This window comes from [Clostridium] citroniae WAL-17108, assembly GCF_000233455.1.
Lineage (GTDB): Bacteria > Bacillota > Clostridia > Lachnospirales > Lachnospiraceae > Enterocloster > Enterocloster citroniae.
In genome coordinates this window covers 707767-727686 of sequence record NZ_JH376420.1, presented here as the reverse complement: position 1 = coordinate 727686, position 19920 = coordinate 707767, and the positions used below count along the sequence as shown (strand labels likewise).

General features: G+C 52.4%; 21 protein-coding genes and 1 riboswitch. All 21 genes read left to right on the top strand.

Going from position 1 to position 19920, the window contains the following annotated elements:
• The first annotated feature begins 29 nt into the window (after window positions 1-29).
• The 21 genes from HMPREF9469_RS03185 to HMPREF9469_RS03085 all read left to right on the top strand — a co-directional run bounded on the left by HMPREF9469_RS03185 (window position 30) and on the right by HMPREF9469_RS03085 (window position 19884).
• Window positions 30-350: a BMC domain-containing protein gene (locus tag HMPREF9469_RS03185; RefSeq protein WP_007859106.1), complete on the top strand. Its 321-nt coding sequence runs from the start codon at window positions 30-32 to the stop codon at window positions 348-350.
• Window positions 347-1858: an aldehyde dehydrogenase family protein gene (locus HMPREF9469_RS03180; RefSeq protein WP_007859105.1), complete on the top strand. Its 1512-nt coding sequence runs from the start codon at window positions 347-349 to the stop codon at window positions 1856-1858. Before HMPREF9469_RS03185 ends, HMPREF9469_RS03180 begins: the two co-directional genes overlap by 4 nt.
• A gap of 21 nt (window positions 1859-1879) precedes the next feature.
• On the top strand, window positions 1880-4447 hold the full coding sequence (gene cutC / locus HMPREF9469_RS03175; protein WP_007859104.1) for a choline trimethylamine-lyase: 2568 nt from the start codon (window positions 1880-1882) through the stop codon (window positions 4445-4447).
• 31 nt (window positions 4448-4478) lie between these two features.
• Window positions 4479-5432, top strand: coding sequence for a choline TMA-lyase-activating enzyme (cutD, locus tag HMPREF9469_RS03170; protein ID WP_007859103.1), 954 nt, complete (start codon window positions 4479-4481; stop codon window positions 5430-5432).
• Window positions 5433-5505: 73 nt separating this feature from the next.
• On the top strand, window positions 5506-5859 hold the full coding sequence (locus HMPREF9469_RS03165; protein ID WP_007859102.1) for a BMC domain-containing protein: 354 nt from the start codon (window positions 5506-5508) through the stop codon (window positions 5857-5859).
• Window positions 5856-6371 carry a EutP/PduV family microcompartment system protein gene (locus HMPREF9469_RS03160; protein ID WP_045092126.1) on the top strand — a complete coding sequence of 172 codons (516 nt, stop codon included), beginning with the start codon at window positions 5856-5858 and terminating at the stop codon, window positions 6369-6371. Before HMPREF9469_RS03165 ends, HMPREF9469_RS03160 begins: the two co-directional genes overlap by 4 nt.
• Window positions 6372-6416: 45 nt before the next feature.
• Window positions 6417-7559: a 1-propanol dehydrogenase PduQ gene (locus HMPREF9469_RS03155; RefSeq protein WP_007859100.1), complete on the top strand. Its 1143-nt coding sequence runs from the start codon at window positions 6417-6419 to the stop codon at window positions 7557-7559.
• Window positions 7556-8185 carry a hypothetical protein gene (locus HMPREF9469_RS03150; RefSeq protein ID WP_007859098.1) on the top strand — a complete coding sequence of 210 codons (630 nt, stop codon included), beginning with the start codon at window positions 7556-7558 and terminating at the stop codon, window positions 8183-8185. The genes HMPREF9469_RS03155 and HMPREF9469_RS03150 overlap by 4 nt, the downstream gene beginning before the upstream one ends.
• Window positions 8167-9009: an ethanolamine utilization protein EutJ gene (gene eutJ, locus HMPREF9469_RS03145; protein ID WP_007859095.1), complete on the top strand. Its 843-nt coding sequence runs from the start codon at window positions 8167-8169 to the stop codon at window positions 9007-9009. The genes HMPREF9469_RS03150 and eutJ overlap by 19 nt, the downstream gene beginning before the upstream one ends.
• Window positions 9010-9066: 57 nt before the next feature.
• On the top strand, window positions 9067-9372 hold the full coding sequence (locus tag HMPREF9469_RS03140) for a BMC domain-containing protein (RefSeq protein ID WP_007859090.1): 306 nt from the start codon (window positions 9067-9069) through the stop codon (window positions 9370-9372).
• Window positions 9366-9641 carry a EutN/CcmL family microcompartment protein gene (locus HMPREF9469_RS03135; RefSeq protein ID WP_007859088.1) on the top strand — a complete coding sequence of 92 codons (276 nt, stop codon included), beginning with the start codon at window positions 9366-9368 and terminating at the stop codon, window positions 9639-9641. Before HMPREF9469_RS03140 ends, HMPREF9469_RS03135 begins: the two co-directional genes overlap by 7 nt.
• Before the next feature lie 48 nt (window positions 9642-9689).
• Window positions 9690-10331, top strand: a complete 642-nt coding sequence (locus HMPREF9469_RS03130) for a cupin domain-containing protein (protein ID WP_007859087.1) — start codon at window positions 9690-9692, stop codon at window positions 10329-10331.
• Between the two features lie 10 nt (window positions 10332-10341).
• Window positions 10342-11031, top strand: a complete 690-nt coding sequence (locus tag HMPREF9469_RS33290; protein WP_007859085.1) for a BMC domain-containing protein — start codon at window positions 10342-10344, stop codon at window positions 11029-11031.
• Between the two features lie 25 nt (window positions 11032-11056).
• On the top strand, window positions 11057-12682 hold the full coding sequence (locus HMPREF9469_RS03120; RefSeq protein ID WP_007859083.1) for an acetaldehyde dehydrogenase (acetylating): 1626 nt from the start codon (window positions 11057-11059) through the stop codon (window positions 12680-12682).
• A 15-nt stretch (window positions 12683-12697) separates the two neighbouring features.
• Window positions 12698-13384 carry a phosphate propanoyltransferase gene (locus HMPREF9469_RS03115; RefSeq protein WP_007859081.1) on the top strand — a complete coding sequence of 229 codons (687 nt, stop codon included), beginning with the start codon at window positions 12698-12700 and terminating at the stop codon, window positions 13382-13384.
• A 37-nt stretch (window positions 13385-13421) separates the two neighbouring features.
• Window positions 13422-13706, top strand: coding sequence for an ethanolamine utilization microcompartment protein EutM (eutM, locus tag HMPREF9469_RS03110; protein WP_007859079.1), 285 nt, complete (start codon window positions 13422-13424; stop codon window positions 13704-13706).
• 136 nt (window positions 13707-13842) lie between these two features.
• Window positions 13843-14049: riboswitch (cobalamin riboswitch) on the top strand.
• 336 nt (window positions 14050-14385) lie between these two features.
• On the top strand, window positions 14386-15441 hold the full coding sequence (locus HMPREF9469_RS03105; RefSeq protein WP_007859077.1) for a sirohydrochlorin cobaltochelatase: 1056 nt from the start codon (window positions 14386-14388) through the stop codon (window positions 15439-15441).
• Window positions 15442-15504: 63 nt separating this feature from the next.
• Complete coding sequence (locus HMPREF9469_RS03100; RefSeq protein ID WP_007859074.1) at window positions 15505-16518, top strand: hypothetical protein; 1014 nt, start codon at window positions 15505-15507, stop codon at window positions 16516-16518.
• A complete protein-coding gene (locus HMPREF9469_RS03095) occupies window positions 16518-17708 on the top strand; it encodes an ABC transporter substrate-binding protein (protein ID WP_227883997.1) in 1191 nt (396 codons plus the stop codon). The genes HMPREF9469_RS03100 and HMPREF9469_RS03095 overlap by 1 nt, the downstream gene beginning before the upstream one ends.
• A gap of 24 nt (window positions 17709-17732) precedes the next feature.
• A complete protein-coding gene (locus tag HMPREF9469_RS03090; protein ID WP_007859072.1) occupies window positions 17733-18752 on the top strand; it encodes a FecCD family ABC transporter permease in 1020 nt (339 codons plus the stop codon).
• Window positions 18753-18783: 31 nt separating this feature from the next.
• Window positions 18784-19884 carry an ABC transporter ATP-binding protein gene (locus HMPREF9469_RS03085; RefSeq protein ID WP_007859071.1) on the top strand — a complete coding sequence of 367 codons (1101 nt, stop codon included), beginning with the start codon at window positions 18784-18786 and terminating at the stop codon, window positions 19882-19884.
• Window positions 19885-19920 lie beyond the last annotated feature (36 nt).

The window sequence follows — 19920 nt, the reverse complement described above, 5'->3', positions numbered from 1 at the left end:
CTTAAAACATGGAGAGAGGAATCGAATATATGGAACGATATGAAGCCATTGGACTGATCGAAACATTTGGCCTGGTATTTGTCCTGGAAGCAGCGGACGCCATGTGCAAGGCGGCGGATGTGGAATTGATCGGCTATGAGAACGTGGCCTCAGGATACATATCCGTCCTGGTGCGGGGGGATGTGGGCGCCTGCAAGACAGCTGTGGAGGCGGGGGTTAAGGCTGTGGAGGCCATGGGAGCAGAGGTATACAGCTCGGTAGTGATCCCAAGACCCCACCCGCACCTGGAAAAGATCATCGCCCGCTACTCACTGGAAAGCCTTTTGCCCGGGAAAGGGTGTGCGTCATGAAATTCGTTGACAAGGACCTGCTTTCCGTACAGGAAGCCAGAATCCTGATGGAACACGCAGAGGAGGCAAGAAAGGCCCTGGCGCTTTTTGACCAGGAAAAACTGGATTTTGGGGTGACGGCCATTCTGGATGGGATAAAAGGCTGTCTGAACGAATTGGCCCTTAAGTCCGCTGAGGAAACAGGTTACGGAAACCAACGGGATAAATACAGGAAAAACCGTCTTATCTTAAGCCGGATACAGGAAAAACTTGCCGGTATGCGCTGTGTGGGGCTGCTGGAGGAGGATCCGGACAGAAAGACTGCAAAGATTGGTGTCCCCATTGGAGTGGTCGCCGCCCTGGTTCCGGCCACAAGTCCGGTATCCACAACGCTGTTCCTGGCAGCGATCGCTGTAAAATCCGGCAATGCGGTGGTGTTCGCCCCCCATCCCAGAGCGGAAAAAACAGTGCAAAAAACAGTGGAAATACTGGCTGAGGCTGCAAAGGAAGCAGGGCTTCCTGAGGGAACTATTTCCTGTCTGAATACGGTGACAAAGGAAGGAACAGCCCAGCTGCTCTGCCATCCGTTTACATCCCTTGTGATCAATACAGGGATTCCCGGGCTGCTAAATGCATCCCGGGAGAGCAAAAAGCCGTTTATCTGCGGAGGGATCGGTCCCAGTCCTGTGTTTATTGAGCGGACAGCCGATGTGAGGCAGGCTGTGAAGGATATTATTGAAAGCCGCAGTTTTGACTGCGGGACATCGGCGGCAGCGGAACAGTATGTGGTGGCCGACCACCAGATTGCAGAGGATGCGAGACGGGAAATGCTGACCTTAGGTGCATACTTTATGAACCGGACAGAGGAAGAACAGCTGATGGGCCTGCTGTGCCGGGAAAATGGCGGCAGGGATCCGGAGTACATGGGCAAGCCTGCCCTATGGCTGGCCGAAAAGGCGGGATTCACCGTGCCTGAAGGCACCAGGGTCTTGGTATCCCAGCAGAAATACATCACTGAGTTTAATCCATATGCCAGGGCGCTGTTATGCCCGGTGCTGGTGTTTTACATAGAAAATGACTGGATGCACGCATGTGAAAAATGCATGGAGCTGCTGGTCAATGAGAGCAGCGGCCATACACTGGTCATTCATTCCAGGGACGAGGATGTGATCCGCCAGTTCATGCTAAAAAAACCTGTGGGAAGGGTCCTGATCAACACGCCGGCATCCTTTGGAGCCATGGGTGCAACCACCAACCTGTTTCCTTCCATGACTCTTGGAGGACTCACTGCCGGTTTGGGAATCACTTCCGACAACGTATCTCCCATGAACCTGGTGTACATAAGAAGTGCAGCCTGGGGCGTGAGGGGGATCCGGGACCTGGATCCATTGGATCAATGGGAAGGCATGGAAAGGGAAAAGATAGAGGAACCGGAAAAAGATAGTAAGGAAGCAGGAAAAGATAATAAGGAAGCTGTGGATGTAGCAGGACTGCTGAAAACCATATTGGAGCAGCTGGAATATAAATAAGCTGAAAGCGAGGGGAATAGATTGGATATTCGTGAATTTTCAAATAAATTGGCGGAAGCCGCAAAGACCATGTCTCCGGAAGAAAAAGCTTCACTGATGAAGATGTTTGAAGCTGTTTCTGACGAGATTACAAAAGTAGGGGCTGACCAGACAGGCAAGGCTTCACAGGGGGCTGCGGCTGACCGGATCGTTACAGAGGGAACCTCCATACCGGACGGTATGACGGCCCGCCTCCAGGCACTGAAGGATAATTACCTTACCCATAAACCAACCATCACAACACACCGGGCAAGAGCCATTACAAAGATTGCCGGTGAAAACCCGGGAATGCCTAAAATCATGCTTCGGGCCAAATGTTTCCGCTATTGCTGCGAGACGGCTCCCCTGGTTATCCAGGACCATGAGCTGATTGTAGGCGCACCCTGCGGCGCGCCCAGGGCAGGAGCATTTTCACCGGATATTGCCTGGAGATGGATGGAGGACGAGATCGACACGATTGGTTCCAGACCACAGGATCCATTCTACATATCAGAGGAAGACAAGAAGATCATGAGGGAGGAACTGTTTCCGTTCTGGAAAGGGAAATCCGTGGATGAGTACTGCGAGGACCAGTACCGCGAAGCCGGTGTTTGGGAACTTTCCGGTGAGTCCTTTGTTTCCGACTGTTCCTACCACGCATTAAACGGAGGCGGTGACTCCAATCCCGGCTATGATGTGATCCTGATGAAAAAGGGAATGCTGGATATTCAGAAGGAGGCCATGGATCATCTGGCAGAGCTGGATTACCAGAACCCTGATGATATTGAAAAGATCTATTTTTATAAATCCATTATGGACACCACAGAGGGCGTGATGATCTATGCCAGAAGGATGTCCGAATACGCAAAGGAACTGGCCCAAAAGGAGTCAGATCCCAAGAGAAAAGCTGAACTGCTGGAAATATCCAGGGTCAATGCCCGTGTTCCCGCCCATAAGCCGGAGACCTTCTGGGAGGCGATACAGGCAGTATGGACCATTGAGTCCCTTTTGGTGGTGGAGGAGAACCAGACCGGTATGTCCATCGGCCGTGTGGACCAGTATATGTATCCCTATTATAAGGGGGATATTGACAGCGGACGCCTGAACGATTTCCAGGCCTTTGAACTGGCGGGCTGTATGCTGATCAAGATGTCTGAGATGATGTGGATCACCAGCGAAGGCGGCTCCAAGTTCTTTGCGGGTTACCAGCCCTTTGTCAACATGTGTGTGGGCGGAGTGACCAGGGAAGGAAGGGATGCCACCAATGAACTGACCTACCTGCTCATGGACGCGGTGCGCCATGTGAAGATCTATCAGCCGTCTCTGGCCTGCCGTATCCACAATAAGTCCCCGAAAAAGTATCTGAAAAAGATCGTGGACGTGGTACGTTCCGGCATGGGCTTTCCAGCCTGCCATTTTGACGATGCCCATATTAAAATGATGCTGGCCAAGGGCGTATCCATTGAGGATGCAAGGGATTACTGCCTTATGGGCTGCGTGGAGCCGCAGAAATCGGGACGTCTGTACCAGTGGACCTCCACTGCTTATACCCAGTGGCCGATCTGTATTGAGCTGGTGTTAAACCACGGCACGCCTCTGTGGTACGGCAAGCAGGTCTGCCCGGACATGGGGGATCTAAGCGGCTTTAAGACCTATGAAGAATTTGAGGCAGCGGTTAAGGAAGAGATCAGGTACATCACCAAGTGGACGGATGTGGCCACGGTGATCTCCCAGCGCGTCCACAGGGAGCTTGCGCCAAAGCCTCTCATGTCCATCATGTACGAGGGGTGTATGGAAAAAGCAAAGGATGTCTCAGCAGGAGGAGCCATGTACAACTTTGGACCGGGCGTGGTTTGGTCCGGCCTGGCCACCTATGCGGATTCCATGGCAGCCATTAAAAAGCTGGTATTTGATGATAAGAAATACACGCTGGAACAGATGAATGAAGCATTAAAGGCGGATTTTAAAGGCTATGAGCAGATCCGCACAGACTGCCTGAACGCTCCCAAGTACGGCAATGATGATGATTACGCCGACCTGATCGCAGCTGATCTGGTGACCTTTACCGAGCACGAGCACCGGAAATACAAGACTCTTTATTCTGTTCTGAGCCACGGAACCCTGTCCATTTCCAATAATACCCCCTTTGGCCAGATGACAGGAGCCTCCGCCAACGGCCGCCATGCCTGGCTGCCGCTCAGCGATGGGATCAGCCCCAGCCAGGGCGCCGACTACAAGGGACCGACAGCCATTATCAAGTCCGTGTCCAAAATGTCCAATGACAGTATGAATATTGGAATGGTACATAACTTTAAGATCATGGCAGGACTTTTAGACACCCCGGAGGGTGAGGAGAGCCTGGTTACCCTGCTGCGCACGGCCTGCATGTTGGGCAACGGCGAGATGCAGTTTAACTACCTGGACAACAACACCCTGATCGAGGCACAGAAGCATCCGGAACAGTACCGTGACCTGATCGTCCGGGTGGCCGGCTACAGCGCTTTTTTTGTGGAGCTGTGCAAGGATGTACAGGATGAGATCATAAGCAGAACCATGCTTACACATTTTTAAGGCGTTTGATGCCATGAATGGAGATAGGAAGATGGAACAGACAAATACGGGAGAGATAGAACGGAAAGCCCTGATCTTTAATGTGCAGAAGTACAACATGTATGACGGCCCCGGAATCCGTACCATTGTGTTTTTTAAAGGCTGTCCTCTGCGCTGTAAATGGTGTTCAAACCCTGAGGGGCTGGACAGGAAAATCCAGGTCATGTTTAAGAGGAATTCCTGTACGGACTGCGGCGCCTGTGTCAATGTCTGCCCGGTGGGTATCCACGTATTGTCAAAAGAGACCGGAACGCATATGATCCGGAGGGATATTGACTGTATCGGATGCCGCAAATGCAAGGACAGCTGTCCCCAGTCGGCACTTGAGATAACAGGAGAGACAAAGACCATTTCCCAGCTGTTAAAGCTGGTGGAGGAGGACTCCGCCTTTTATGAGACGTCCGGCGGCGGTGTGACCCTAAGCGGCGGGGAATGCACTTCCCAGCCCGAGGCGGCCAAAAGCCTGCTTATGGCCTGCAAGGAGGAGGGCATCAACACAGCCATTGAAACCTGCGGCCATGTTAAGACAGAAAAGCTGCTGCAGATCGCCGGGTATGTGGACCTGTTTCTTTATGACATGAAGCATATGGACCCGGTCCGCCACAATGAACTCACAGGCATCAGCAATGAGCTGATCCTGTTTAACTTAAATGAACTGCTGCGCCACAGGCACAATGTAAAAGTCCGGATGCCCATGTTAAAAGGGATCAATGACAGCAGGGAGGAGATCGACCAGATCATCCAATTCCTCCTTCCCTACCGGGGCAGCAAGAATTTTAAAGGGATCGACCTGCTGCCCTATCACAAGATGGGCGTGAATAAATATAAACAGCTTGATAAGCCATACACCATCGAGGGCGACCCCAGCCTCAGCGGGGAAGAGCTGGACCGGATCGAGGGATGGATCAGGGAATACGATTTCCCTGTCAAGGTGGTGCGGCATTGAACGGCAGTACTGACCAGCCACTGATCAGCGGCGGACCGGATGCCGCAAACAGTTGGGAAAGGAGCTGACAGGGATGTGCCTTGCAGATAACAGGGATGTCAGAAGAGTGATTGAGGAATCGGTGCCGGGCAAACAGGTGACCATTGCACATGTGATCGCCTCGCCGGTGCCGGAAGTTTATGAGTGCCTTGGCATTGATGCCCTGGGAGCCATTGGCATTTTGACCTTAAGTCCTTTTGAAACAGCCATCATAGCGGCGGATATTGCGGCCAAAGCATCCAATGTGCAGATCGGGTTCCTGGACCGGTTCACCGGATCCGTGGTGGTTGCCGGGGATGTGGAAAGCGTGGATACGGCCCTGAGAGCGGTAAACAGTACATTGTCAGGGCTTCTGGGATTTAATGTAGCGGAGATCACAAGGACGTGAGGAATAAGCGGATCATGATAATCGGAGCCGGGCGGAGCGGGAAAAGCTCCCTGGGAAGATGGCTGGACCAACAGGATTGGTTCCCGGGCGCTGCCCGGGGGGAAAACCCGGACAGCTGGAACAGGCGTACTCCCACCCTGGTGTACAGGGGCGCGGTCATCGAGGCGCCGGGCGCCTATTTGGAAAGTCCCTGGATGCGCCATCACCTCATAGCAGCGGCCCAGGACGCCTGCTGTGTGCTGATGCTGGCGGATTCCACGGGAAAAAGAGAGATTTATCCGCCGGGATTTGCCAGGGTGTTTCCCTGTACGGTCCTGGGCGTTGTCACAAAATGCGACCTGACGGCTTCGGATGGCAGACGGATGGAGGCCTGTTTTAAGCAGCTTGCCAGGGCCGGAATCAGGAACCCCTTTCTAAGGACCAGCATATTGGACCAGACAGGTCTGAAAGCACTGGGAAGGGAAGTGAAAGGCTGTCTTGAGGCAGCCGGAATAAAAGAGAAAGCGGAATGAAAGAGCCAATGTTATAGAATGATTGACGGAAAGGAGGGACAGAACATGGAAGAATTTATAATGAACACAAAGATCTATATGGGAAAAGCATGTCTTTCCCGGCTGAGCGGCCTGGAAATCAAAAAGGCATATATTATATGCGATCCATTTATGGAGAAATCAGGAAAAGCAGCGGAGATAGCAGGATTGTTAAAAGAGACAGGGGCTGACAGCCGGATCTTTTCAAAGGTTGTGCCGGATCCCACCATCCAGGTGGTGACACAGGGAATTGAGGAAATGGGAGCGTTTGAACCGGATACCGTGATCGCTTTAGGCGGCGGTTCGGCCATTGATACGGCCAAGGCCGTGTGCCATCTTTATGCGGCCATGAAGCAGGAAAAGCGTCCGTACCTGGCGGCAGTTCCCACTACCAGCGGGACCGGAAGCGAGGTCACATCCTTTGCGGTGATATCCGATCCCCAGGCACAGGCCAAATATCCCCTGAGGGATCCTGCCATGGTGCCGGATGCGGCTTTTCTGGATCCTGAGCTTACAGCCACCGTGCCGCCGCAGATCACAGCGGATACGGGGATGGATGTATTGACCCATGCACTGGAGGCCTATGTTTCCACCAGGTCCGGGGACTTTACGGACGCCTGCGCGGAAAAAGCGGTCCGCATGGTTTGGAAATATCTGGAACAGGCAGTGGCGGATGGAGGCAACATGGAGGCCAGAGAGCACATGCACAATGCTTCCTGCCTGGCGGGAGTTGCATTTAACGGCGCTTCCCTGGGAATCTGCCACAGTCTGGCTCATGCTTTGGGAGCGCGTTTCCATATCCCTCATGGGAGAAGCAATGCCATCCTGCTGCCGCACGTGATCGCATACAATGCAGGGCTTGAGGAGACCGGTGAGACAGAGGCGCTTTTGCGTTATGCCCAGATAGCCAATATGCTGGGGATCTCCGCCGGTACAGAGAAGGCCACGGTCCACTGTCTTATACGGCAGATACGGAATCTGATGAAGCGCATCGGCATTCCGGAGCAGGTCACGGAATTGGGAGTAGAGCGTGAAGAATTTGGACAGTGGGTGGAAGATATGGCAGGAAAGGCACTTCAGGACAACTGTACGGCGACCAATCCGAGAAAACCTGAACTGAAAGAATTGGAAGACATATATGGGAGGCTTTGCAAAGGGGGCCTGGGATGAAATTCATAACAGAGGATGACCTGCGCCTGGCCTATAAATCCGTGCCCTTTACCTCCTATGTGATCATGCCGCAGGAACGGCTGACCCCTGGGGGAAGGCAATTTCTCATTGACCGCCAAATCAGGATTTGTGATTCCAACCCGCCGGATCCGGGGGAAGCCGGGCCGGGGAGGAAAGAGGACATCAGGTTATCTGGGGCAGACTGCAAAATTTCTTCGGACACTGCCGCCTTCATCCGAACTGTTCAGGCGCTGCTTTTGCAGACAGGTTCCGACCTGCTGGAGATCAATGTACTTACCGCCCAGGAGATATTCACACTGGAGCGGCGGGTGGCAGGACTTTTAAAGGAGCGCCCGGCCCAAGGTCCGGAATGTATAGGCTGTGCGGGTATCACGCCGGACAACTGGGACTGTCTGCTGGAAGACTGCTTTGAAGTCACCGGATTTCACGCCCAATCCCCCAGAGGGCGTGAGATTGTCCGCCTCCATCTCCTGCGGTGTACCCTGCGCCAACTGGCGGGAAAGATCCCCGAACACCAAAGGAAACTTGTTTACCCTGTGATCAACCGTCTGTCCCAGATGATCTGTCTGGCGTTTGGAGGAAATACATGTCAAAAGAAGCATTAACATTTGAAGCCTGTGACCGGCTGGTCAGGGAGTTTGAAAACGTGATCAAAAAACCTGTAAGAGGACACTCCGCCGTATACTATACGGGTGTGGATCTGGGAACTGCCTGCGTGGTGGTATCGGTCCTGGATGAAGATCTCCGCCCGGTGGCCGGTTCCTACCGCTATGCGGATGTGGTCAGGGACGGAATGGTGGTGGACTACATCGGTGCGATCCGTATTGTAAGGGAAATGAAGGAAGAACTGGAGAAAAAGCTGGGAACTGAACTGGTCTATGCGGCGGCCGCCATTCCTCCGGGCACGGATGCCCTGGATTCCGGCGCCATCAAAAATGTGGTCCAGGGTGCGGGCTTTGAGATCACAGCCCTGCCTGATGAGCCTACTGCAGCCAATGCGGTCCTGAATATACGAAATGGCGCTGTGGTTGATATCGGAGGAGGCACCACAGGCATCTCAGTGCTGAAGGATGGAAAGGTGGTTTACGTGGCGGATGAACCCACGGGCGGGACTCATTTTTCGCTGGTGATATCAGGTGCGTATCAATTGTCCTTTGAGGAAGCGGATGCTTACAAACGGGACCGGAAAAACCACAGGGAACTGCTGCCGGTATTAAAACCAGTGATTGAAAAGGTCTCCGCCATCATCAGCCGCCATATTGAGGGCAGGGATGTGGACGGGATCTATTTGGTGGGGGGAACCTGCTGCCTCACGGGAATCGAGGAGATCATAGAGAAGAAAACCGGGATCCCCACCTATAAGCCGGCAAACCCCATGTTTGTAACACCCCTTGGAATTGCGAAAAATTGCGCGAGCGCCTGCGGATGACGGACGCTGAGCCCGGTCTGCCAAGGAGAACTGAGCAGAAAGTAAAGGAAAGAACCAATGGAATACCGAATCATAAAATCGCCCACCCAGGGCACCATTGACATACTGTGCCGCAGAAAGGGGTCCGGTGCTTCAAAAACCATGGACTACCCGGATGCCATCGGCCTGATACAGGGCAGGATGATTGAAATGGTCTGTGCGGCCGATGTGGCGGAAAAGGCAGTGGGAGTAACGGTGGAGGATATACGGGGCAACTGCCCCCAGAACATGATCCTGCTGGCAATCTTCGGTGACACGGCTTCTGTGGAGGCTGCCCTGGATGAGATACGCAAAAAGGAGAAGGAGGGAAAGGAAGAGTGGTAACTGCAAGACTGATCGATAACATATGGGCCACCAGAAAGGCGGAGGCTCTCAACGGCTGCAAGCTGATGCTGGCCCAGGTGATCGGAGGAGCCAGAGCCGGGGAACAGCTGGTTGTGGTAGACACCATCAGCGCAGGCATTGGAGACAGGGTCATGATTACCACAGGTTCCTCTGCCCGCCGGATGCTTAAGGATGATGAGATTCCGGTGGACGCCGTTGTGGTTGGAATTATAGACGAGGACTGCACCTTTGATATGGAGCATGCATAAGATGCGCTCCTGAAAAGGCAGCGGTAATTGCAGAGAGGAAGTGAGGGTATGAAACAGCTGGTTTGCGCAAAAGACGTGGAAACCCTGAAGGAGGAAGGAAAGACAGAGTACTGTATCTGTGAGGGCGCGATCATCACACCTTCCGCAAGGGATGCAGCTGACTCCTTTGGAATTACATTTTCATATAAAAAGGAAAGCGGTGGGGGAAATGCCCCATCAATAAGCCGGGACATAGACAGCGGCCAGATCTATATGGTGCTAAAGGCCCTGATGGATAAGGGATTGTTAAACAAGGGACTTTTAGACGGGATCCTTGATCCCTACGATTCACAGCGCCACCCAAATGGCCTTAAGGTCGTGCGCGGTGATTCAGTAAAAATGGATGTGTTTGACACAGGAAACCCGGAGGCAAAGGTTTATTTCCAGGAATTGGTAAGCAAGGAGGAATCCCATATCAGCGCCGGTTTTCTGGTGATCGACCACTCGGACTTCCAGTGGGAACTGACCTATGAGGAGATCGACTATGTGATTGAGGGCACTCTGACCGTAACCATTGACGGAACAACGTACTGCGCCCATGCAGGGGATGTGCTGTTTGTCCCGTCCGGCTCTAAGGTGGTCTGGGGGTCACCGGACAAGGCAAGGATATTCTACGCCACCTATCCGGCAAACTGGGCAGACCTGGTATAGGAGGTAGAAGATGCAGGCCCTTGGATTAATAGAAACAAAAGGATTGCTGGCAGCCATAGAAGCGGCGGATGCCATGTTAAAAGCAGCGGACGTCAGTATCCTTGAAACGATAAAAGTGGGCGGCGGGCGCATGAATGTGTCCGTAACCGGGGACGTGGCGGCTGTAAAGGCGGCTGTGGACGCGGCCGGGGCAGCAGTGGAACGCCTGGGAGCGGGACTGCTTCTGTCCAGCCATGTGATTCCCCGGCCCCACGAGGAATTGGAGACAGTGATCGGCGGGCCGCCGCCCGGGAAACCGCCAACGGGCGGCATTGGGGCTGAAGGGGATGCGGAAAGCACAGAGGATGCGGCCGGAGCAGAGGGTGCGGCCGGAGCAGAGGATGCGGCCGGAGCAGAGGATGCAGGCTGCATAAATGCAGCAAAAGACCGGGAATATGCGGACAATGTACAGGATTGGGAGGAACCAACGCCCCCCATTATCTTCACAACCGCCCCGGACCGCCACGCACTGGACTGTCTGGCCGCCGAATCAGGAGCGGAAACAGCTGTTCGGGCTCTTGTCAGCCTGAAGGTAACAGAACTTAGGGCACTGGCAAGGGAGTACCCGGAGCTTGGCATTGGAGGCCGGGAAATTTCCAAGGCAAATAAGACCTTGCTGCTGACGGAGTTTAAGGCATTTTATGACAGGACAGAGCAGTAAATAAGCAAAGAGAGGGAATTCTTACATGGAAAATTTTGATTACGATCTGCAATCCATTCAGGAAGCCAGGGATTTGGCACGCCGTGGAGAAGCAGCAGCAAAACAGATGGCTGGTTATACCAGTAAACAGATAGACCGGATATTACAGAACATGGTCAAAACCGCGGAGGAACATGCCGCCTGCCTGGCCCAGATGGCGGTGGAGGAGACCGGTTTTGGAAAGGTTCTTGATAAGACCTATAAAAATCATGCGGCATCCACCCTTCTTTATAATGATATAAAAGAGATGAATACCGTGGGGATCATATGTGAGGACAAGGATAAGGGAACCATGGATGTGGCGGAGCCGGTTGGCCTGATCATGGGCATCGTACCATCCACCAATCCCACCTCCACTGTTATCTACAAGTCCATGATCGCCATAAAGGCTGGCAATGCCATTGTGTTCTCACCCCACCCTTCAGCTGCAAAATGTACCCTGAAGGCAGCAGAACTAATGGGCCGGGCAGCTGAGGAGGCGGGAGCGCCTGAAGGTGTGATCAGCTGCATTTCCATGCCCACCATGGGTGCCACCAATGAACTTATGCACTGCAAGGAAGTATCCATCATCATTGCCACCGGCGGACCAGGCATGGTAAAGGCGGCTTACAGCGCAGGAAAGCCGGCCATTGGTGTGGGCGCCGGCAACTCACCGGCTTACATTGAAAGGACTGCTGATGTGCGCCATGCGGTCAGGACCATCATAGCCAGCAAGACTTTTGACAATGGAACTATCTGTGCATCCGAGCAGTCCATCATCTGCGAGGAATGCAACCATGACCAGGTGGTGGCTGAATTAAAAGCCCAGGGCGGATATTTTATGACAAAGGAAGAGACCGAAAAGGTGTGCAGCCTGCTGTTTAAAAACGGCCACAGCATGAACGCCAAATTTGTGGGCCGCTCTCCCCGGATGATTGCCGAAAAAGCGGGGATCACTATTCCGGAAGGCACAAAAGTCCTGATCGGTGAACAGGGCGGCGTGGGGGAGGGATACCCGCTGTCCTATGAAAAGCTGACCACCGTGCTGGCATTTTACACGGTAAAGGACTGGAAGGAAGCCTGCAAACTGAGCATGGATCTGCTGCAAAACGGCATTGGCCATACCATGAGCTTACATACCCAGGACCGCGGCATGGTGCTTAAGTTTGCAGCCAAGCCGGCATCCAGGATTCTGGTGAATACAGGCGGAAGCCAGGGCGGAACAGGAATCAGCACAGGCCTTAATGTGGCATTTACGCTGGGATGCGGAACCTGCGGCGGAAGCTCTGTTTCGGAGAATGTAAGTCCCATGCAGCTGATCAATATAAAGAAGGTGGCTTACGGCCTGAAAGACTGCGTAACCCTGATGGAAGATGACAAAACCTTCCGTCCGGGCGCGGCTGTTTCAATGCCTGCTCCGGTTTCCGCTCCCAAGGCGTCTTTGGCCTGCTCAAGCTGCGGAGGGAATATGAGTCCGGCGGCAATCGTGGCAGCCTATGAAGCGAGGAATCATGCAGAGGAACATACGGGCAGCCCGGACCCATCCGGTGCAGCACCTGCATGCGAAGATGAAAAATTGGCAGCCCTGGTGCGCCAGCTGATCACTACCATGAAAAACCAGCAGGATGCGTAAGGAAAAGGAGACAGCATGGATCAGTATGAGGCAATAATCAGGCTTTTGATGAAAGCTGCAAAGGAGGATGCTTTGGGCAGTCAGGCCAATGGTCAGGATAGCGGTCAGGCCGGTGGTCAGTGCCCTGAGAAGGACGACAGGATCCCTGTAGGCATCTCCAACCGTCATGTACACCTTTCCCGTGAAGATCTGTCGGATCTCTTTGGTGCAGGGTATGAGCTGACAAAGATGAAGGATTTGTCCCAGCCGGGACAATATGCGTGCAAGGAGACAGTTACGATTTGCGGTCCCAAGGGTGCTATTGAGAAGGTCCGGATCCTGGGACCGGTGCGCCCAAGGACACAGGTGGAGATCCTGTCCGGGGACTCCTTTAAACTGGGGATCAAGGCTCCTGCCAGGCTGTCCGGGGACCTGGACAAAACGCCGGGAATTACCATTATAGGTCCCAGGGGCTCTGTCCAGACAAAGGAAGGGCTGATGGCCGCGCAGCGGCATATCCATATGCTGCCCCAGGATGCTGCCCGGTTTGGGGTGCATGACGGACAGAATGTAAGCCTGGAAATAGACGGGATCCGCGGCGGCATTTTGAGAAACACCATTGTGCGCGTAACCGGCCAGTCCGGTCTGGAATGCCACATTGATACGGAGGAAGCCAATGCCCTGGGGCTGGATTCTTCTTCCACTGTAAAGATCATTAAATAAAATAAAAACATAATAGAAATTTCAGGAGGACAATCAAATGAAGTATGATGCATTAGGAATGATCGAAACAAAGGGACTGGTAGGCTCTATCGAAGCAGCTGACGCAATGGTAAAGGCAGCAAATGTTACGCTGATCGGCAAGGAGTTTGTGGGCGGCGGCCTGGTAACCGTAATGGTAAGAGGCGATGTGGGCGCCGTCAAGGCAGCCACTGATGCCGGTGCAGCGGCAGCCCAGAGAGTGGGAGAACTGGTGTCCGTACACGTGATCCCGCGTCCCCATGCAGAGGTGGAGGTCATTCTTCCGGCTGTAAAGGAAGTATAGCCGTAACAGGTTAGGGACCAGATCAGGTTTTGGAAATGCTGCTCATGCCAATGGGCAGCATTTTTTGTGGCTGATTTTCAGCGGCATCCTGATACAAGGATTGCATTTTTCGCCATTAAGTGGTAGGATAAAGCATATCGAGTTAAGAACAGCCGGTGCCGGTGTCTGCTTTGGCAGACAATGGATAATAGGGAAACAGGTGAAAAACCTGTACGATCTCGTCACTGTAAGTAAGGAGCGCATGACCTGCGTCATGTACGGTCACTGATCCGAAGCGGATTGGGAAGGCGGTTATGCGTGTTGATCTGCAAGTCAGGAAACCTGCCAGCTGTTGGTACAGGAATACACTTCCAAATCACGAGTAATTGGTTGTGCCGGTCTGTGGTGCTTCGGAGCGTTCCTATGTTTAAACCATTCATATGTTTTAAACGGTGCATACGTTTCAACCGCGGATTTCTGACTCTTAGACATGGACAGATTTTTTTGCTTTGGAGATACATATAGTTTGCAGGGCAGGAGACTTTGGGCGGATACATACACGCAAAGAAAACTTCTGCTGCTTGTTTTTGCGAAAAACTGCCGGTTTGAGATATCATCAGATACTGGGGAGGATCCTTCAGTACATTCCTATACCTTTTATAGACCGATATTGTGTTACAAAAAAAGGAGGAAAAGGAAGATGAAAATGAAAAAACTGGTAGTTTTATTTGCGTTAGCAGCCCTGTCAACCACAGTGATGGCCGGGTGTTCAGGCGGGCAGAAGGAGACGGCTGCCGCTGGCGCAGCCCCGGAGACGACCGCGGAGACAACTGCAAAGGAAACTGATTCAGAAACCACAACAGCAGAGGAAACAATGGCAGAAGAAAACGCAGCTGAAGAGGATGAGGAAAACTACGACACAGGTGATGCGTCCCTGGACAATACCAGAAATCAGGACGAGATCGGTGAGAATGAACTTCTGGTGGTCAGCTTTGGTACCAGCTATAATGATAACAGGCGTCTTACAGTGGGAGCCATTGAGGATGCCATTGAGAAGGCGTTCCCGGATTATTCCGTGAGAAGAGGATTTACCAGCCAGATCATCATTGACCATGTAAAATCCAGGGATCAGGTCTCCATTGATAATGTGGGGGAAGCATTGGATCGCGCGGTTGACAATAAAGTTAAGAACCTGGTGATCCAGCCGACCCATTTGATGAATGGATTGGAATATACGGATCTTGTGAATGAAGTGGCGGAGTACTCGGATGCGTTTGAGAAGGTTGCAGTGGGAGAGCCTCTGCTTACCACAGATGATGATTTTAAGGCTGTGATCAAGGCTATCACAGAGGCAACAGCCGAGTATGATGACGGAGAGACCGCCATTTGCTTTATGGGTCATGGCACTGAGGCGGAATCCAATCAGGTTTACTCTAAGATGCAGGACATGCTGACAGATGCAGGCTATAAGAATTATTATGTGGGAACAGTGGAGGCATCTCCCACGGTTGAGGATGTTCTGGCAGCTGTTCAGGCCGGCGGCTACAAAAAGGTAGTGCTGGAGCCGTTAATGATTGTTGCAGGTGATCATGCCAACAATGATATGGCGGGGGACGAAGAGGGATCCTGGAAAAAGACCTTCGAGGACGCCGGATATGAGGTGACATGCCTTGTCCGCGGACTTGGGGAGATGGAAGCCATACAGCAGCTCTTTGTGGAGCATGCCAAGGCTGCGGTTGAAAGTCTGTCAAAGTAAATCAAAAGGAAGAATGGGCGGTCGGGGAAGTTTGCTGATCGCCCTTTTAAAGGTGGAACGCATATGAGTTTATATAAAGACAGTTTATGTAAGACCTATTTACGTAAGGCCAGTTTATATAGGACACGATTAGCGGCAGTTATATTTGCCATGAGCCTGATGGCTGCCGGCTGCGGGGGAACAGCTTCCCCAGATGATTCCGGTGGGGCGGTGACCGGGGCACCAGGGACCATGGGATCAGCAAAGGAATCGGAAGAGAACGGAGAGTCCATGGAAACCGGAGAGTCCATGGAAACCGGAGAGTCCATGGAAACCGGAGAAGCCAAAGAAAACAGGGAAGCGGATCATGAAAGCGAGCCGGTCTACGGCGATGAATTGAAAGACGGCGTCTATCCGGTTGCGGTGGAGTCCAGCTCCAATATGTTCCGCATCACCGAATGCGAACTTACGGTCAAGGACGGCTCCATGAGCGCGGTCATGACCATGGGGGGCACGGGGTACCTGAAGCTGTATATGGGTACCGGGGAGGAAGCCCAAAAGGCTTCTGATCAGGATTTTGTCCCTTATGTGGAGACAAAGGACGGAGTACATACATTTACGGTGCCTGTGGCAGCCTTGGATCAGGAGATAGACTGCAGCGCCTTCAGTAAGAATAAAGAGAAATGGTATGACCGGGTCCTGGTGTTCCGATCCCAATCCCTTCCGCTGGATGCATTTGCGGACAGTAAGATGACAACGGTTGAGAGCCTGAAGCTGGAGGATGGGTCCTACACCGTGGAAGTGAAGCTGGAAGGAGGTTCCGGGCGGGCCGCAGTGGAGTCACCCACAGTGCTTCGTGTGGAAGATGGAAAGGCATTGGCAACCATTATCTGGGGAAGTTCCAATTATGATTATATGAAAGTGGATGAAGAGAAATTTGAACTGATCAACACGGAAGGCAATTCCGCCTTTGAGATCCCGGTAAATGGCTTTGACTGGAAAATCCCCGTGATCGCAGACACCATTGCCATGAGCCGGCCCCATGAGATCAGCTACACACTGATCTTTGACTCTTCAACACTAAAAAGGGCTGAATGATGAAAAAAAACAGATATTGTTTAATACTGGCGCTGGTTGCCCTGATTTTTTCCGTCCTTTGGGGCTGTTCTCCTAAAAGAGATCCGTTCATAACGCCCCAGGCCGTGACAGCTCAGTCCACAACGCCTAAGTCCGCAGGAAAATGGAGTGAACAGACAATCCGCCGCACCATGGAACTTCTCTATGCGGACCAGTTTTCAGTGGATTATTATGATGACAACTATGCCATGATCACCATTAAGGACAACAGGCGCTACCTGGTGGTGCCGGAGGACCGGGAGCCATGGGAAGGGCTTCCTGATGATGTGACAGTGATCAGGCAGCCCTTAAAGAATATCTATTTGGCAGCCACCTCAGCCATGGATCTATTTTGCAGTCTGGACAGCGTGGACCGGATCACCCTGTCCGGGACAGATGCCTCAGGATGGTATATCCGGGAGGCAAGGAAGGCGATGGAGGAGGGCAGGATGCTTTTTGCCGGCAAATACAATGCGCCGGATTATGAACGGATCCTGTCAGGCTCATGTGACCTGGCCATTGAATCCACTATGATCTACCATTCGCCCGAGGTAAAGGAGCAGTTGGAAAAGCTGGGGATCCCCGTGTTTGTGGAGCGTTCCAGCTATGAGAACCACCCATTGGGGCGGATGGAGTGGGTAAAGCTGTACGGGGTGATGTTGGGCGGAGAGGAACTGGCAGAGTCCTGTTTTAAAGAGCAGGTGGAACATCTGCAGCCGGTGATGGATCAGGAGGAAACCGGCAAGACAGTGGCTTTTTTCTATATCAGCTCCAACGGATATGTGAATGTGAGAAAATCCGGGGACTATGTGGCCAGGATGATCGACCTTGCAGGAGGAACCTATGTGCCGCAGGATCTGGACGAACATAAAAATGCCCTGTCCACCATGAACATGCAGATGGAGGCCTTTTATGCGACGGTAAAGGATGCGGACTGTCTTATTTACAACAGCACGATCGATGGGGAACTGAGATCACTGGATGAGCTTCTGGATAAAAGCAGCCTGCTGGCTGATTTTAAGGCGGTTAAAGAGGGAAATGTGTGGTGTACGGGGAAGAACCTGTTCCAGGAAACCATGGGACTGGGGGATATGATCCTGGACATTCACAGGATCCTTACAGAGGACGAACCCAAACCACAGGAAATGAATTACATATACCGGCTGGAATAAGCTGACAAATAAGGAGTTGCCCCTATGACAAAAAGGACATATATAAGATACGCGGTTTCCTTTGCATTTCTGACAGCCATGCTGATCCTATTGCTTTTCTGGAATATCAATTCGGGCAGCGTCCACCTGTCGGCGGGGGAAATAGGGAAAATACTGACAGATCAAACAGGGGATAGCACCGCCTATCATATTGTATGGGATATACGGCTTCCCAGGATCCTGGCCGTTGTTATTCTGGGAGGGGCATTGTCCGTGTCCGGTTTCCTGCTCCAGACCTTTTTTGCCAATCCCATTGCAGGTCCCTTTGTGCTGGGTATCTCTTCCGGCGCCAAACTGGTGGTATCCCTGCTGATGATCTTCATGCTGGGAAAGGGGATGTCCGTCAGCTCCGCTGCCATGATCCTGGCAGCCTTTGCAGGCGCCATGATCTCCATGGGTTTTGTCCTTCTTATATCCGGCAAGGTAAAGAAGATGTCCATGCTGGTCATATGCGGGGTGATGATCGGTTATATCTGTTCCGCCATAACGGATTTTGCGGTAACCTTTGCTGATGATGCCAATATTGTGAATCTTCACAACTGGTCTATGGGAAGTTTTTCAGGGATGTCCTGGGAAAATATTCGGGTCATGACAGGGGTCGTCCTCCTGTCGCTATTCCTGGTGTTCCTCATGGCAAAACCCATCAGCGCATATCAGCTGGGAGAGGTGTACGCACAGAACATGGGGGTCAATATCCTGAGATTTAGAGTGGCGTTGATCCTGATGTCCAGCATTCTCTCTGCCTGTGTGACAGCATTTGCAGGCCCTATCTCCTTTGTGGGGATCGCGGTGCCCCACCTGGTAAAGAGCCTGTTTAAGACGGCCAGGCCAATCATGGTGATTCCCGGATGTTTTTTGGGCGGAGCGGTTTTCTGCCTGTTCTGTGATCTGGTTGCCAGGACCGTATTTGCGCCCACAGAGCTCAGTATCAGTTCGGTCACGGCAGTGTTTGGCGCGCCCATTGTCATCTATATGATGGTGCGGGGCAGAAAAGGTATGCAGTAGGGTGAAGCTATGCAGTGAGGTGAAGGAGATAATGGCAGAGGATTACATTTTCACAGAAAATATGACAGTGGGTTATGGCAGGATTCCCCTGATCGAACAGATTGAACTCCATGTGAGGCGGGGAGAGATCGTTACCCTGATCGGGCCAAACGGTGCGGGGAAGTCCACGATTTTGAGAAGTATCATCCGGCAGCTGGGCCTTCTTGGGGGGACCGTATACCTGGATGGACAGTCCATGGAGGGAATGACGGAAAAGCAGATCGCAAGACGCATGTCGGTTCTGATGACTGAGCGGATCCGCCCGGAGCTTATGACCTGCAAGGATGTGGTGGGCACGGGCAGATATCCTTACACGGGAAGGCTGGGGATCCTTACGGCTGCGGATCATGAAAAGGTGAGGGAGGCCATGGAACTGGTACATGCCGGGGAATTGGCAGACCGGGATTTTATGGAGATCAGCGATGGACAAAAACAGAGGATCCTTCTGGCGCGCGCCATCTGCCAGGAGCCCGAGGCAATTGTTCTGGATGAACCAACCTCCTTTTTAGATATACGTCATAAGCTGGAACTGCTGACCATCCTTAAAGACCTGGTCCGCGAAAAAAAGGTGGCAGTGCTCATGTCCCTCCATGAACTGGATCTGGCCCAGAAGCTTTCGGATTTTGTTGTATGTGTAAAGGGAAATGCCATTGAACGCTGCGGTACTCCGGAAGAGATCTTTGTGTCTTCCTATATTAAAGAACTTTATGGCATTACCAAGGGAAGCTATCATGCGGAAATGGGCTGTCTTGAGATGGAGCCGGTGAAAGGAGAGCCAAAAGTTTTTGTCATAGGCGGAAACGGAAGCGGTATACCGGTTTACAGGAGACTGCAGCGCCAGGGAATCCCCTTTGCCGCCGGTATCCTTCACGAGAATGATATGGATTATCCCGTAGCAAAGGCCCTGGCATCGGAGGTGATATCAGAAATCCCCTTTGAGCCCATCCGGGATACAACCTACGAGCGGGCAGTCTCTGTGCTAAAATCCTGTGAACAGGTAATTTGCTGCCTTTCCGGGTTTGGGACCCTGAATGAAAAGAACAGGGAGCTGGCTGAAGTGAAAACATGCCTGAAGGATTTGAGAAAGATTTAAAGACCAGAAATTTATGGAAGCTCGATTTTTGTCAAA

Coding starts and splice junctions, on each gene's coding strand:
- HMPREF9469_RS03185 (WP_007859106.1), top strand. CDS start 30: ATGGAACGATATGAAGCCATTGGACTGATCGAAACATTTGGCCTGGTA.
- HMPREF9469_RS03180 (WP_007859105.1), top strand. CDS start 347: ATGAAATTCGTTGACAAGGACCTGCTTTCCGTACAGGAAGCCAGAATC.
- cutD (WP_007859103.1), top strand. CDS start 4,479: ATGGAACAGACAAATACGGGAGAGATAGAACGGAAAGCCCTGATCTTT.
- HMPREF9469_RS03165 (WP_007859102.1), top strand. CDS start 5,506: ATGTGCCTTGCAGATAACAGGGATGTCAGAAGAGTGATTGAGGAATCG.
- HMPREF9469_RS03155 (WP_007859100.1), top strand. CDS start 6,417: ATGGAAGAATTTATAATGAACACAAAGATCTATATGGGAAAAGCATGT.
- HMPREF9469_RS03150 (WP_007859098.1), top strand. CDS start 7,556: ATGAAATTCATAACAGAGGATGACCTGCGCCTGGCCTATAAATCCGTG.
- eutJ (WP_007859095.1), top strand. CDS start 8,167: ATGTCAAAAGAAGCATTAACATTTGAAGCCTGTGACCGGCTGGTCAGG.
- HMPREF9469_RS03140 (WP_007859090.1), top strand. CDS start 9,067: ATGGAATACCGAATCATAAAATCGCCCACCCAGGGCACCATTGACATA.
- HMPREF9469_RS03130 (WP_007859087.1), top strand. CDS start 9,690: ATGAAACAGCTGGTTTGCGCAAAAGACGTGGAAACCCTGAAGGAGGAA.
- HMPREF9469_RS33290 (WP_007859085.1), top strand. CDS start 10,342: ATGCAGGCCCTTGGATTAATAGAAACAAAAGGATTGCTGGCAGCCATA.
- HMPREF9469_RS03120 (WP_007859083.1), top strand. CDS start 11,057: ATGGAAAATTTTGATTACGATCTGCAATCCATTCAGGAAGCCAGGGAT.
- HMPREF9469_RS03115 (WP_007859081.1), top strand. CDS start 12,698: ATGGATCAGTATGAGGCAATAATCAGGCTTTTGATGAAAGCTGCAAAG.
- eutM (WP_007859079.1), top strand. CDS start 13,422: ATGAAGTATGATGCATTAGGAATGATCGAAACAAAGGGACTGGTAGGC.
- HMPREF9469_RS03105 (WP_007859077.1), top strand. CDS start 14,386: ATGAAAATGAAAAAACTGGTAGTTTTATTTGCGTTAGCAGCCCTGTCA.
- HMPREF9469_RS03100 (WP_007859074.1), top strand. CDS start 15,505: ATGAGTTTATATAAAGACAGTTTATGTAAGACCTATTTACGTAAGGCC.
- HMPREF9469_RS03095 (WP_227883997.1), top strand. CDS start 16,518: ATGAAAAAAAACAGATATTGTTTAATACTGGCGCTGGTTGCCCTGATT.
- HMPREF9469_RS03090 (WP_007859072.1), top strand. CDS start 17,733: ATGACAAAAAGGACATATATAAGATACGCGGTTTCCTTTGCATTTCTG.
- HMPREF9469_RS03085 (WP_007859071.1), top strand. CDS start 18,784: ATGGCAGAGGATTACATTTTCACAGAAAATATGACAGTGGGTTATGGC.